Annotated in this window: 9 protein-coding genes; all 9 read left to right on the top strand. The window is 38.2% G+C overall.

Going from position 1 to position 15,239, the window contains the following annotated elements:
• The first annotated feature begins 9 nt into the window (after positions 1-9).
• Positions 10-2,022 carry an NAD-dependent DNA ligase LigA gene (ligA, locus tag BM121_RS14480; protein ID WP_091484371.1) on the top strand — a complete coding sequence of 671 codons (2,013 nt, stop codon included), beginning with the start codon at positions 10-12 and terminating at the stop codon, positions 2,020-2,022.
• Positions 2,022-3,179: a CamS family sex pheromone protein gene (locus BM121_RS14475; RefSeq protein ID WP_091484370.1), complete on the top strand. Its 1,158-nt coding sequence runs from the start codon at positions 2,022-2,024 to the stop codon at positions 3,177-3,179. The genes ligA and BM121_RS14475 overlap by 1 nt, the downstream gene beginning before the upstream one ends.
• A gap of 105 nt (positions 3,180-3,284) precedes the next feature.
• Positions 3,285-3,575, top strand: coding sequence for an Asp-tRNA(Asn)/Glu-tRNA(Gln) amidotransferase subunit GatC (gatC, locus tag BM121_RS14470; RefSeq protein WP_091484369.1), 291 nt, complete (start codon positions 3,285-3,287; stop codon positions 3,573-3,575).
• Between the two features lie 12 nt (positions 3,576-3,587).
• Positions 3,588-5,057, top strand: coding sequence for an Asp-tRNA(Asn)/Glu-tRNA(Gln) amidotransferase subunit GatA (gene gatA / locus BM121_RS14465; RefSeq protein WP_091484368.1), 1,470 nt, complete (start codon positions 3,588-3,590; stop codon positions 5,055-5,057).
• Complete coding sequence (gene gatB / locus BM121_RS14460) at positions 5,057-6,490, top strand: Asp-tRNA(Asn)/Glu-tRNA(Gln) amidotransferase subunit GatB (protein WP_091484367.1); 1,434 nt, start codon at positions 5,057-5,059, stop codon at positions 6,488-6,490. Before gatA ends, gatB begins: the two co-directional genes overlap by 1 nt.
• 217 nt (positions 6,491-6,707) lie before the next feature.
• Positions 6,708-7,622, top strand: coding sequence for a diacylglycerol kinase (locus BM121_RS14455; protein WP_091484366.1), 915 nt, complete (start codon positions 6,708-6,710; stop codon positions 7,620-7,622).
• A 199-nt stretch (positions 7,623-7,821) separates the two neighbouring features.
• Positions 7,822-9,201 carry a 23S rRNA (uracil(1939)-C(5))-methyltransferase RlmD gene (gene rlmD, locus BM121_RS14450; RefSeq protein WP_091484365.1) on the top strand — a complete coding sequence of 460 codons (1,380 nt, stop codon included), beginning with the start codon at positions 7,822-7,824 and terminating at the stop codon, positions 9,199-9,201.
• Between the two features lie 82 nt (positions 9,202-9,283).
• Complete coding sequence (locus BM121_RS14445) at positions 9,284-9,796, top strand: YehS family protein (RefSeq protein WP_091484364.1); 513 nt, start codon at positions 9,284-9,286, stop codon at positions 9,794-9,796.
• 590 nt (positions 9,797-10,386) lie between these two features.
• On the top strand, positions 10,387-15,162 hold the full coding sequence (locus tag BM121_RS14440; protein ID WP_091484363.1) for a cadherin-like beta sandwich domain-containing protein: 4,776 nt from the start codon (positions 10,387-10,389) through the stop codon (positions 15,160-15,162).
• Positions 15,163-15,239: the final 77 nt, after the last annotated feature.

Genomic DNA, 15,239 nt, shown 5'->3' with positions numbered 1-15,239 from the left:
GCTTATCGGATGACAGAGCAAGAGGCACGTCAAAAATTAGTCGCTTTAAGAGATGAATTAAACGAATATAATCATCAATACCATGTGTTAGATAACCCAAGCGTATCGGATGCCGAATATGATACAAAAATGAAGGAATTAAAAGCAATTGAGGCTGAGTTTCCCGATTTAGTTACACCCGACTCTCCTTCACAACGCATAGGTGGAGAGCCAATAGACGCATTTGAGAAAGTACCCCATCGTGTACCGATGTTAAGTTTAGGCAATGCTTTTAATGAAGAAGAGTTAAAAGATTTTGATCGCCGTGTTCGTGAAGGATTAGAAACCGACAAAGTTACCTATGTTTGTGAATTGAAAATCGATGGACTGGCGATTTCATTACGTTATCAAGATGGACTTTTTGTGCAAGGAGCGACACGAGGTGATGGAACGACAGGTGAGGATATAACCAGTAATCTGAAAACAGTAAGAAGTATTCCTTTGAGGATTAAGGATGGGTCCCCGATTGAAGTTCGTGGGGAAGCATTTATGCCCCAGAAAGCATTTGTTTCGTTAAATGAAGCCCGTGAAGAGAATGGAGAAGAACCGTTTGCCAATCCACGTAATGCAGCGGCAGGCTCATTGCGTCAGCTCGATCCTAAAATTGCGGCAAAACGTCATTTAGATATTTTCTTATATGCGGTAGGTGAATGGGAATCTGGTTCTTTAGAAACCCATAGTGAGCGTCTAACCTACCTGCAAGAACTGGGTTTTAAAACTAATCCAGAATGGCGAAAATGTCATGGTATCGAAGAAGTGGTCCAATATGTAGAAGAATGGGTAGAAAAAAGAGCAACTCTTTCCTATGATATCGATGGGATTGTCATAAAGGTTGATAATCTTGAGGCACAGGAACAGCTTGGATTCACTGCAAAAAGCCCGCGATGGGCGACCGCTTATAAATTCCCAGCAGAAGAGGCGGTTACAAAGCTTACCGATATTGAATTAAGTGTTGGAAGAACAGGCGTTATCACTCCAACTGCTATATTGGATCCAGTTAAAGTGGCCGGTACTACCGTACAAAGAGCATCACTTCACAACGAAGACTTAATCCAAGAAAAAGATATCCGTATTGGCGATACAGTGGTGATCAAAAAAGCTGGAGATATCATTCCAGAAGTGGTCCGTGTTGTCGAGGATATGCGAACAGAGGAGCAACAGCCTTTTGCTATGCCGGAAGCATGTCCATCTTGCGGGGACGAGCTTGTCCGTTTAGAAGAGGAAGTGGCTCTACGCTGTATTAATCCAAACTGTCCGGCACAGTTAAAAGAAGGTCTGAGTCATTTCGTATCCAGACTGGCGATGAACATTGACGGCCTCGGAGAAAAAGTAATCGAACAACTTTTCCGGGCACAATACATTCACACCATTGCCGATCTTTACCGGTTAGAGCGCGAAGAGTTATTAAAATTAGAGCGCATGGGTGAAAAATCGGTAGAAAACTTGTTAACTGCCATTGAAAATTCAAAGGCAAACTCACTAGAACGGGTACTCTTTGGTCTTGGCATTCGCTATGTTGGTTCGAAAGCAGCAAAAACTTTAGCAGCCCATTTTGAAACAATAGATCGTCTGCAGCAAGCGAGTTTGGATGACTTAGTAGCGATTGATGAAATAGGCGATAAAATGGCAGACTCCATTTTTCATTATTTTGCAGATGATAAAGTGAAACAGCTTATCTCTGAATTAAAGGATTTAAACTTAAACCTTACTTACAATGGACCGAAAGTAAATGAAACTGTAACAGATAGTACGTTTGCTGGTAAAACGGTTGTCTTAACAGGGAAATTAGCTATTTATACAAGACAAGAAGCCAAGCAGCACATTGAAACGCTTGGTGGTAACGTAACAGGTAGTGTAAGTAAAAAGACAGACTTACTGATCGCAGGGGAAGAGGCTGGATCTAAATTAGCTAAGGCTAAGAAGTTAGATGTCGAAATTTGGAATGAATCAAAACTTCAGGAAGTAATAGAGGAGGAAGTATAATGAAGAAGACTGTAGCTAGCCTCTTCATTGTCGTTTTAGTATTAGCAGGGTGTGCCCCGGATTTTGGTGAAGAACAAGAGGAAGCTATAATCGATGAAAATATAGATGATTCATTACAAGACACAGCGATCATTCCGAAATATAATTTGGATGAAGAGAATTATCGAGTATTAATTGATTCTAATTTAAGCCAAGCAAGAGGAGTGATTACCAATCAAGTAGCCAATCGCCTCGATATTGATGAATTAGAGGAAGGATTACGCCGTCACTCTATGGAGGTATATGATCCGGACACATACTATTTCCAGGAAGGTCAGTATTTAACTGATGATATTTTATATAACTGGCTGTCACGCTATGATGAGGAAGATCAGCCATCGGGACTTAATCCGGAGCTTGAGAAAGAAGGTAAAGAAGGAGAAAAAGACAACCCGAAATACTTGTCACACATTTTAGAACAAGATTATCTAAGAAAAACAGATGATGATTCTGTGGAGCTGGCAGGAATTTCGATCGGAATTGCGATGAAATCTGTATACCGTTTTCGAACACAGCTAGAAGACGGTACATACTCCCCATATTATGAAGAAGAGATTTCAAAGAAAGACATGATGAGTGAGGCTAATGATATAGCTGAGAAAATTGTTCAACGTATTCGTGAAATGGAAGGACTGGAAAATGTCCCTATTATGTTAGCTATCTTTCGAGAAGAAGAGCAAAACTCTCTAGTACCAGGAAATTTTGTTGCAAAAACGAATGTTGCTGGAGATAGTTCATCTGTGGGGGACTGGAAGGAAGTAAATGAAGAAAACGTGATGTTTCCATCCGATTATGGAAAAAGTACGTATCCAGATATAGGGGCAACATTAGTCGATTTTGAAGCAGATATTGGCTCCTATTTCCCGAACTATGTAAGTGTGATAGGTAAAGGCTTTTTCCAAAATGGTGAGTTACGTGAATTAACAGTGGAGATCCCGGTATCTTTTTATGGGAAGGCAGAATTAATCGGTTTTACACAATATGTCTATGGACTCGTTTTATCAGGCTTTCCTAATACCTATCAGTTAGAGGTCAATATCACATCTGGTGAAAAACAAGAGGCTTTAATTATAAGAGACGCAGGAGAAGAAGAAGGAACTGTACACATATACCGATAATTCTATTCAAAAAAGTTTTGCAAAGATAGGATTAATGGTAAAATAAACGTTATGGATTTTACTAATATAATAGTTAGTTTCTAATATATATGGAGGTGAAATAACATGGCAGAAATCTCAAAAGAAGAAGTAAAGCACGTCGCAAATTTAGCACGTCTAGCTTTAAAAGATGAAGAAGTAGAAACATTCACCCAACAATTGGGAGATATCATCAATTACGCAGAGCTTTTAAACGAGTTGGATACCGATGACGTCAAGCCAACAACACACGTATTAGATTTAAAAAATGTAATGCGCAAAGATGAGCCGAAAGAATGGATTAAGAAAGAAGATGCGTTAAAGAATGCACCAGATCAAAAAAATGGTCAGTTCCGTGTACCATCAATTCTTGAATAAGGAGGGTTTCTTTTGTCACTTTTTGATTATACGTTAAAGGAGTTACAAGAAAAGCTACATAATAAAGAAATTACTGTTAGTGATCTTGTCGAAGCTTCATATAACCAAATAAATGCAGTGGATGATCAAGTCAAAGCATTTTTGACATTAAATGAAGAAGAAGCAAAAAAGCAAGCGAAAGAATTAGACGAGAAATTAGGTTCTGACGCATCCATTTTATATGGTATGCCAATCGGAATTAAAGATAATATCGTAACGAAAGGATTGCGCACAACTTGTGCAAGTCAAATCCTTGATAATTTGAACGATCCTTTGTATGATGCAACGGTTATGCAGAAATTAGACACAGAAAACACAGTTAATATCGGGAAATTAAATATGGACGAGTTTGCGATGGGTTCTTCTACAGAGAATTCCAGCTATGAAAATACCCGTAATCCATGGAATACAGACTATGTTCCCGGTGGTTCCAGTGGTGGTTCCGCAGCAGCTGTAGCAGCAGGAGAAGTATTTTTCTCATTAGGATCTGATACAGGTGGTTCGATCCGTCAACCAGCAGCATTTTGTGGTGTGGTTGGAATGAAACCTACATATGGTCTTGTATCCCGTTTTGGTCTTGTTGCGTTCGCATCGTCACTTGATCAAATTGGACCAATTACAAGAACAGTAGAAGACAATGCCCATTTACTACAGGCAATTGTAGGCAATGACAAAATGGATTCCACTTCAGCCAATGTAGATATTCCAAACTATAGTAATGCATTCAAAGAAGATGTTAAAGGCTTGCGTATTGCTGTACCAAAAGAATACTTACAAGAAGGGGTTAACCCAGAAGTGAAAGAGGCAGTTCTTGCTGCTTTAAAACAATATGAAGAATTAGGGGCAACATGGGAAGAAGTTTCTTTACCACACTCTAAATATGCGGTTGCTGCCTATTATTTGCTAGCATCATCAGAAGCAAGTGCCAACCTATCTCGTTTCGACGGTGTACGCTACGGTGTTCGTACAGAGAAAAACGTTGATATGGTTGATATGTTCAAACAGTCTCGTGCAGAAGGCTTTGGTGACGAAGTAAAACGTCGTATCATGCTTGGTACATTTGCATTAAGCTCTGGTTACTATGATGCTTACTACAAAAAAGCACAAAAAGTACGTACACTTATTAAAAATGACTTCGAAAAAATCTTCGATGAGTATGATGTAGTGATTGGACCAACAACACCAACACCAGCATACAAAGTCGGTGAAAAAATTGATGATCCATTAACAATGTATACGGATGATGTTTTAACAACGCCAGTAAACCTTGCCGGATTGCCGGGTATGTCTATACCTTGTGGCTTCTCAAGTGACGGTTTACCAATTGGGCTACAAATCATTGGTAGACACTTCGATGAATCAACCATCTATCGTACGGCATACGCTTACGAGCAAGCAACTGATCATCACAAGAAACGTCCTAATTTAGGAGGTGACCAATAATGACAAATTTTGAAACAGTTATTGGTTTAGAGGTACACGTTGAATTAAAAACGGCATCGAAAATTTTTAGTCCAAGTCCTAATGCCTTTGGTTCAGAGCCAAACGCTAACGTAAACCCGATCGACTTAGGATATCCAGGTGTATTACCTGTATTAAATGAAGAAGCAGTAAATTATGCGATGAAAGCATCAATGGCGATCAACTGTGATATCGCAACAGATACAAAATTCGACCGTAAAAACTATTTCTATCCAGACAATCCGAAAGCATACCAAATCTCACAATTTGATCAACCTATCGGGGAAAATGGCTGGATCGAAATTGAAGTGAACGGAGAAAAGAAACGTATCGGTATCACACGTCTTCACTTAGAAGAAGACGCTGGGAAACTAACCCACGGTGATGATGGCTATTCTTTAGTGGATTATAACCGTCAAGGTACACCGCTTGTCGAAATCGTATCAGAACCGGATATTCGTACACCAGAAGAAGCATATGCTTATTTAGAAAAACTAAAAAATATCATCCAATATACAGGTGTATCAGACTGTAAGATGGAAGAAGGTTCCCTGCGTTGTGACGCCAATATTTCCATCCGTCCAGTAGGGCAAGAGGAATTCGGTACCAAAACAGAATTGAAAAACTTAAACTCCTTCTCTTTTGTTCAAAAAGGGTTGGAATTTGAAGAAAAACGCCAACGTGAAGTATTACTAAACGGTGGTGAGATCCTTCAGGAAACTCGTCGTTACGATGAGCAAAAGAAAGAAACGATTCTTATGCGTATTAAGGAAGGTTCTGATGATTATCGTTATTTCCCAGAACCAGATCTTGTTCCACTTTATATTGATGACGCATGGAAAGAGCGCATTCGTGCTGAAATTCCGGAATTACCAGATGCTCGTCGCGAACGTTATGTGAAAGATTTAGACCTGCCAGCTTATGATGCAGGTGTATTAACAAGTACAAAAGAAATGTCTGACTTCTTTGAAGAATCCATTGAAGCTGGCGCAGATACCAAACAAGCGTCTAACTGGTTAATGGGTGAAGTATCAGCCTATATGAATAAACAACAAGTCGAAATCGAAGACTTGAAAATGACACCAGCAGCTCTTGCGAAAATGATTCAACTTATTGAAGATGGTACAATCTCATCTAAGATGGCGAAAAAAGTTTTCGCGGAACTAGTGGAAAATGGCGGAGAACCAGAAAAAATTGTCAAAGATAAAGGACTAGTGCAAATCTCTGATGAAGGTCAACTTCGTGAAATTATCACTGGCATCCTTGATGAAAATGAACAATCCATCATCGATTTCAAAAATGGTAAAGACAAAGCACTCGGCTTCCTCGTTGGTCAAACAATGAAAGCAACAAAAGGACAAGCCAACCCACCAATGGTAAACAAAATCATCAATGAAGAAATCGAAAAAAGATAAAAAAAGTTGAAGGACTGTGCAGTACATAGCACAGTCCTTTCTTCACGATATATTATATCTTCTTTTATCTCGTGAAAGAAGAATAATATTGTGCTACCAACAGCACTTATCTGGGGAAAGAGAATTCTTTCATGAAATAAAAGTAAGTTATTGTTTGCAAATTTTGTTAAAACTATTATGATGTAAGATAGGAAGTTACGTTAAGAGGAGAATGACTATGAAACGTGCACGCATTATCTACAATCCAACATCTGGTCGTGAGGCTTTCAAAAAAGAGCTGCCAGAGGTTTTAAGGCGCTTTGAAGAAGCAGGATATGAAACATCCGCCCATGCGACTACATGTGAAGGAGATGCGATAAATGCTGCGAGAATTGCGGTAGAACGCAAGTTTGATCTGATAATTTCTGCAGGTGGGGATGGCACCATTAATGAAGTCATACATGGTATGGCAGAGCAGGAATATCGACCGCAGTTAGCAATTATTCCAGTTGGGACAACCAATGACTTCGCAAGAGCATTAGGTATTCCTCGTGAGATCCAGAAAGCTGTAAGTGTGATACTTGAGCATAATATCCGCAAGCTTGATATAGGTAGAGTAAATGATCGTTACTTCATGAATATAGCAGGTGGCGGAAAGTTAACAGAATTAACCTATGAAGTCCCCAGTAAATTAAAAACGATGCTTGGTCAGCTCGCCTATTATCTGAAAGGAATTGAAATGCTTCCATCTTTGAAGCCAACGCAAGTTCAAATTGAGTACGATGGAAAATGGTTTGATGATGAAATCATGCTTTTCCTTGTCTCTAATACGAACTCGGTAGGCGGTTTTGAGAAGATTGCACCAGCAGCTAAAATGGATGATGGGTATTTTGATTTAGTAATACTGCGGAAGACAAATTTAGCTGAATTTGTTCGTATTGCTAGCCTTGCGACAAAAGGCGCACACTTAGAGGATAATCATATCTTCTACACGAGAGCAAATCGCATTAAAGTACATACAGAAGAAAAAATGCAACTTAATTTAGATGGAGAGTACGGCGGTTTGTTACCAGGTGAATTTGAAAACCTCTATCAGCATATCGATTTTTTTGTTTCCGAGGATTTTATCGAAAAACAAGCGAAAATCGAATAGTAAGAAAAGGTACATTCTGTCGGAGAGTGTACCTTTATTTTTCGATAAAATTATAGGATTATTTCCCAGGAAATGATCAAATTAGACACAGTATTTTCTATTTGTCATTAGCTGTGATAAAATTTGGACAACATATGATAAGAGAGAATGTCGACTGACGAATAAAGACATTTTACCTGAGAAAAAGGACGTTGATAATATGACAAAAACAGCCCCACCTGTGAAGAAAAATCAAACAATCGAATTAACATTTGAAGATATTACGCACGAAGGTGCTGGAGTTGGAAAAGTAGACGGCTATCCGCTTTTTGTTCCTAATGGATTACCTGGTGAAACAGGAGAAGTGAAAGTAATAAAGGTCAAAAAGAACTTCGGATTCGGTCGATTAATAGAAGTAAGAGAAGAAAGTGAAGATCGTGTCAAACCACCATGTAATGTGTATTATAAATGTGGTGGATGTCAGCTGCAGCACATGAGTTATGAGATGCAGCTCGAAATGAAGCGAAATCAAGTTCAAAGCGCCTTGAAAAAGATCGGCCATATTGAAAATATACCGATTCATCCAACGATCGGCATGGATGATCCTTGGCGTTATCGCAATAAGGTTCAAATACCAGTAGGATCGAAAAATGGTGAATTAATAACTGGATTTTATCGAAAAAGAAGTCATGAAATTATTGATGATATGGCCCGCTGCATCATTACTGATGAGGTCAATGACCGCATGGTTGAGGCGGTGCGTGAAATTGCCAATCGGTTAGGTATCCCTCATTATGATGAGAAAAATAACCGTGGTATTTTACGTCATATTATGGTGAGGTCTGGTCAAGAAACAAAGCAGACGATGGTTGTATTAGTAACAAGAAAAGAAAAAGTAACTGGGTTAGATACACTGATCAAGGAAATAACCGAAACAAATCCTCATGTTAAATCGGTCGTGCAAAATATTAACCCAGACCGTACGAACGTTATTCTCGGAAATAAAACGAAAGTACTTTGGGGGGAAGAATACATTTACGATCAGATTGGAGATATCAAGTTTGCCATTTCTGCTAAATCATTCTATCAAGTAAACCCGCCACAAACGAAAAAATTATATGATCAAGCGTTAGAATATGCGAATCTTTCAGGAAGTGAAACAGTGATTGATGCCTACTGTGGTATTGGAACAATCTCGTTATCTCTGGCACAAAAGGCGAAAAAGGTATACGGTGTGGAAATCGTACCAGAAGCAGTAAGTGATGCAAAAGAAAATGCGAAGCTAAATCACATAGACAATGCAGAATTTTTTGTAGGAGAAGCGGAGAAAGTAATGCCATGGTGGCGAGCACAAGGCCTGCAGCCAGATGTTATTGTCGTAGACCCACCAAGAAAAGGCTGTGACGAGGCATTACTGGAAGCTATGCTAGAGATGAAACCAAAACGAATTGTTTACGTATCTTGTAATCCATCTACATTAGCAAGAGATTTGCGGATATTAGAGGATGGCGGATATGAGACAAAAGAAGTGCAGCCAGTGGATATGTTTCCGCAGACGACGCACATTGAGAATGTTTGTTGGTTGGAGCGGAAATTGTAGCAACTAAAATAAACAGGTATACTGTTAATGAAAGTGGATAAGGGAACAGTCCCGTTCTGTTCCCTTTGTAGGAGGTTTATTGATGACTAATAATGATATATTAATTAGACTAAGATACGCATTAGATATTAAAGATAAAGATATGGTAGAGATTTTTAAACTTGGTGGCATTGAAGTGACAAAAGAAGAAGTGCAAAAAATGCTCACAAAACCCAAAGATGATTACGATTATGAGGATGATTTTGATCCAGCAGATGATGAAGAGAGTATAAATGTCAATAATAAGAATTTAGAGTTATTTTTAAATGGCTTAATCATTTTTAAAAGAGGAAAACAAGAGCCAAAACCGGGACAACCTGAAAGACCACCATTGTCCAATGAACCTGCTAATAACATCCTTCTCAAAAAAATAAAAATAGCACTAACATTAACAAGTGAGGATATTATTGAACTATTAGAAGAAGCAGGCGTCACTATTACCAAAAGTGAATTAGGAGCCCTATTAAGGAAAAAGGGACATAAGAATTTCAAAGAATGCGGAGATAAATATGCACGAAATTTATTGAAGGGATTGACTGTTAGGTATAGGGGCTGAGGAAAGGTATAGGGACATAGTATCTACAAGTAGTGGAATAAACCGTTCACCTGACTTGGTATGTAATTAAAAAGTAAATTTCAAAATTAGAATAAACATTTTCGATTTCAGGTCTCTCGGGTTTTTTCAATAAGAACCCGAGATTTTTATGTGCAAATCAATATCCTTTCAATATTTTCTTGAAAATTGATTATGGATTTACTGTTTTTTTCAATATAACATGCAGGCTTTTTTGTATCAGGAAACTAGTTCTATCTTTCTCCTTTTCCTTTAGTATTTTGATAATTGCTCACCTTCGAATGCATTTTATAAATTCCTATTATCGAAGTCGGTCATTTTACAGGTGATACTTTATTAAATAATTCTATTAAGAATAAATATAGTCGTAAATTATATCATATTCTCCTTTTTTTAATAAGTAGTCGGTATTTTATAATGTTTAGTAGGTAAATGATAAAGAAAAACTTAACGAAATGGACTAGAATGATGGTGAATAATTATAAAGGAGGGTTACATATTCCATTATTCAGGCCTTAAAAAATGAAAACGCTTTAATTGTTTATTTTGAAAGAAAAAAGAGGAGGAGAAGAATGAAAAAGTATAAGTCAGTGGAAAAAAGAAACAGTAGGGTAGCATTATTTTTAATCTTTCTATTAGTTTTACAAACCTTTAGTGCAGTCTTTGTTACTACCGAAGTGAGTGCAAATTCTGACAGTGCTACTGAAAGTACAGGAGAATCAAATTATTTAGTAGATGAAGATTTCGAAAGCGATTTCGACCCAGCTGAATGGGATATTTCTGAATCGGGCGGGAGTGTAGAAGTAGTTGAATCGCCCCGAGGTGACCATGCTTTACGTATGATACGTGAAGCAAATAGTGGGGAAACAAGTTTCTCTAAGAAATTCGCTGCTGGTGAAGAATTGACTGGTATTGTTACTGTTGAAGCAGATATTATGAGAAACGATGGAGTTATCAGTGATCCTAGCTGGGCAAGCGTTCCATATATTTTTGGTTCAAATGGTAATAGGGCTATTAGTGCAGCTTTTGATGACGGGGTAATTAAAACTCGTGATGGAAATACTACAGTAGATGTAATGGAATATGAAAAAGACCAATGGTATAACCTTAAGTTCGTGTTGGATATTGACTCACAAACTTACGATTTATATGTTGATGGAACATTGGTAGCTGATGATTATGCATTTAGAGAATCAGTTTCTGATATTGCCGAAGTGAAATTCTATGCTAACAGCAGCAATGTAATGGAAACTTATCTTGACAATGTGCGTATTGCTCAAGAAAATGCAAATGTTGTGGATGACAATGCCACACTAGCTTCATTATCCAGTGATGCAGGGACATTTAATGTTGATGATACAAACTACTCTACCAGTGTCCCATTTGATACTTCAAGTATTAATGTAACGCCTACTACGGAGAGTTCAAATGCTTCTATTGATATACAGGGAGATGAGGTTGTTAGTGGTGCAGCTTACGAACTTTCTTTGATTGAAGGGGAGAATAAATTTACCCTTGAAGTAACAGCAGAGGACGGAACGAAAGTAGCGTATCAAATTAACGTTACAAGAGAAGCAGCACCTGCTGTTGATGGAAACGTCTATTATGTAGATGCTACAAATGGAAACGATGACAATGATGGTACTACGGAAGACGCAGCATGGAAATCTTTAGATAAAGTAAATGCTACAACTTTTGAACCAGGAGATAAAATACTATTAAAAGCTGGACAATCATGGACTGGCCAACTTTATCCAAAGGGATCTGGTGATTCAGATAAACCTATTGTTATTGATCAATATGGATCAGGTGATAAGCCAAAGATTGAAGGTAAAGGTCAATTTGGTGCAGCGGTTTATCTGAAAAACCAATCCTATTGGGGAATTAATAACCTTGATGTGAGTAATGAACCTCCTGTTGAGACAACATTTGCTGAATCATTAGGGAATTACCGAGGTATCCACATTACAGGTGATAACGGAACACAATTAAATCATTTTAGAATCAACGATGTATCCGTTCACGACGTTAGTGGTGAAGTTAATTGGATAGGTGGTAGTCCTGAGAATCCACCAAGACCAGGTATTGAAAAGGGAACAGGCTGGGATAATTCGAAAAGAACAGGGGGTATTGTATTTGATACCACTGTAGAGGATCCTGCTAATCCTGGAAATCCAACGACATTTAATGATGTTATTGTTGAGAACTCAAGCATTAAAAACACTTCATTCGGTGGAATTATAATCAAGCAATATGCAGGAGTTAACGAAGGTGCAGAAAAGGTAGGCTGGGGTATATATGATTCACCAAGTGATGAGACGTTTACACCGCATACCAACGTAACGATTCGAAACAACTATTTAGATCAATATGATACAGATTACGGTTGTAACTCTATTTATTTCACAAGTGTTCAAGATGGACTAATTGAGAATAATGTTGTTGCTGGTGCAGGAACATCAGGCATTGAGCTGTATTATACAGATGATGTAGTTGTTCAGTATAACGAAGTATTTGATACTAGAAGAAAAGCTGGCGGTGCCGATCATAACGGTATTGACGCAGATAAAGCAACAACCAATACTGTGTTCCAGTATAACTATGTTCATGACACTGGTGATGGATTTTTACTTTGCCAATTCGATTTTGGAGATGTCATTGTACGTTACAATGTTGTTGAGAATACGGATCGCTATCCAGTTTATCTCCATTCTAATAGTGCTGCAACTGCAGAAATTTATAATAACACGATTTACAATGAAGAAAGTAAATACATGGTGTATGGTTATGGGATATTTATGAATTCCGAATACAATATCTATAATAACATTCTATACTCTACAAGAGATGATGCGGTCTTCACTACAGGTGGTGGTGCTAGTTATAACAATAATAGTTATTATGGTGCCGATTTCCCAATTCCTGCAGATGATGAGAATGCAATTACGATCGATCCAATGCTGGCAGCTGTAAATACAGGTGGAAAAGGAACAGAGGAATCAGGTCCAGCTTTAGATTCTTTAGATGGGTATAAACTATTATCAGGTTCTCCATTAATTGGTGCTGGAGCTGAAGTAGCAAACAATGGTGGACAAGATATGGCAGGAAATTCAGTCTATCACGGAACACCAGATGTTGGTGCTTTTGAATATTATGGATCCGAAAATAGTACTACTGAATCAGTTACAGGAAAAGTAAAGGATACTAATGGCAATAGAGTTATAGGAGCCGAAGTTTCTGTTGAGATTAACGGGCAAACATATAGTGATAAATCAGATAAAACAGGTTATTTCTCATTATTAAATGTTCCTGTTGGTACAGATTATACCTTAACAGCAAGTAAAGACGGGTACAATTCCGGTACTGATGTTGTTGATGTAGAATCTACAAATACATTATCAAATGTTGAACTAGTAATGGAACCAACAACTGAATTTGGTGGGATAAGTGGTATTGCTCGAGATGGACATGGCGAGCCTTTGCCTGGAGCAACTATTACATTAACTGCTAAAGATGAAACCGAGTATACTACGGTTTCTAACGAATCTGGTGAATATGTAATTGATAGCGCCTTGCACGGTGCAGGCTACAACCTTAAGGCTACTAAGGAAGGATATAATCCAGATCATATAAGTGATATTGAAATATTTCCTGCTCATGTTGCACCTCAAGAAGACCTGTTCCTAACAGGGAATCACCCAGAATATCTAATTAATGAGGATTTTGAATCTGGGCAATTGCCTGTGGATTGGGACGTTTCAAAAGATGGTGGCGATGTAACTGTAGTTACTGATCCAACTGATTCTACTAACACAGCGTTCTACTTTAAGCGTGATACGAATAGTGGAGTAACTTCATTTACTAAGAATTATGAACCAGAAGAATTAACTGGTATTGTCACGGTAGAAGCGGATATCATGAGAAATGATATTTATGGTAGTCCCTCATGGGTAAGTATTCCATATATTTATGGTAGTAATGGCCAAAAAGGTGTGAGCTTTGCCTTTGATAAAGGTAACATTGTAGCTTATAATGGCGGAGCTTCTGAAACTGTAATGCCTTATGAGCAAGGAAAGTGGTATAACGTTCAAATTGTGATGAACATCATAACAAAAGAATTTGATTTAATTATTGATGGACAAATGATTTGGGATAATGCACCATTCAGAAGTCAAATTGAAGATGTAGAAAAGATTGAAGTGTCTGCGACTAGCAGCAACATGGTAGAAGCTTACATGGATAATATTCGCGTTATTAAAGGCGTACCTTATGCCAAGGATGACTCGACTCTTGACTCAATCGCTATAAGCCAAGGTGAACTCACTAAGGTATCGGATACAAGATATACAGTGGATGCTGGAAACTATGTTGATGAAATTCAAGTGACACCAACTACTACAAGCCAATTCGTATCAAGTGTTGAGGTAAACGGAGAAGAAGTAGAAAACGGTCAAGAATCACAGGCTATTTCACTAAATGAAGGTGAAAATGAGATTACGATAACTGTAACAGCTGAGGACGGCGTTACAACCGAGACATACACAATTGATGTGACAAGAACACCAGCTCAAAAAGATACAAGTTTAACAGATATAAATCTATCAATTGGTGAGTTAAATCCTTCCTTTACACCAGAAAACACAGATTACACTGTGAAAGGGGTAACTACTGCTGACGGTGAAATAGAAATTGCAGCGACATTGAATACGGATGCAGCGGGCTTAACAATAAATGGTCAGGAAGTTGAAAGTGGTGAATTTTCTAACCGGATTCCATTAACCTCGGAATCTTCTATCACAATAAGGGTAGATGCACAAGATGGAACTGCCTATAGAGAATACACATTAACCGTGATTCCAGAAGAACCACCTGCTCCTGAACTGTATCATTTGTCTGGAGACATAGCATTAAATGGTAATGTTGCTGATGAAACTACTGTGGAAATTGCTAACTCAGAAGGTGCCATTTATACAGCTGCATACAATGAACTCACTGACAACTATGGATTGAAGGATAAAACGGATACAAGTGGGGAGCTTCAATATTACTTCCATGTACCTGAGGGCTCTTACTCTATTACAGTACTTCAGGGTGATCATAGTGAAACTGTAATCGTGGACACCGATGCAGACAGTGAGATTGTCGATGGGATGTATCAACAAATGGTTGAGCAGTTAAGTTTACCAGTTGATACCGAGCCATTAGAGGCAATCATAGAAGAAGCTCAAGCAATTGATAATGACAACTATTTCTACACAACAGAATCTTTTGAGGAACTTCAGTTGGCAATTGAATCAGCAGAAGAAGCAGTAGAAACTGTTGAAACCTTTTTTGGCCCAAGAAGGTAAAGCTTTGAGTAGCGAACAATTAGACATTATCCACGTTTGGGTAGAAGAAATGCTTGAAGAGTAACAGGCGCTACAAC

Origin of the sequence: Gracilibacillus orientalis (assembly GCF_900114645.1) — a bacterium.
Lineage (GTDB): Bacteria > Bacillota > Bacilli > Bacillales > Amphibacillaceae > Gracilibacillus > Gracilibacillus orientalis.
Note: the sequence above shows the minus strand (reverse complement) of the source record. Positions and strands in the feature narration are given on the sequence as shown.

Bases quoted from the DNA above. Each gene is read 5' to 3' on its own strand.
- rlmD (WP_091484365.1), top strand. From the start codon at position 7,822: ATGACAAAAACAGCCCCACCTGTGAAGAAAAATCAAACAATCGAATTA.
- gatB (WP_091484367.1), top strand. From the start codon at position 5,057: ATGACAAATTTTGAAACAGTTATTGGTTTAGAGGTACACGTTGAATTA.
- BM121_RS14440 (WP_091484363.1), top strand. From the start codon at position 10,387: ATGAAAAAGTATAAGTCAGTGGAAAAAAGAAACAGTAGGGTAGCATTA.
- BM121_RS14475 (WP_091484370.1), top strand. From the start codon at position 2,022: ATGAAGAAGACTGTAGCTAGCCTCTTCATTGTCGTTTTAGTATTAGCA.
- BM121_RS14455 (WP_091484366.1), top strand. From the start codon at position 6,708: ATGAAACGTGCACGCATTATCTACAATCCAACATCTGGTCGTGAGGCT.
- ligA (WP_091484371.1), top strand. From the start codon at position 10: ATGACAGAGCAAGAGGCACGTCAAAAATTAGTCGCTTTAAGAGATGAA.
- gatC (WP_091484369.1), top strand. From the start codon at position 3,285: ATGGCAGAAATCTCAAAAGAAGAAGTAAAGCACGTCGCAAATTTAGCA.
- BM121_RS14445 (WP_091484364.1), top strand. From the start codon at position 9,284: ATGACTAATAATGATATATTAATTAGACTAAGATACGCATTAGATATT.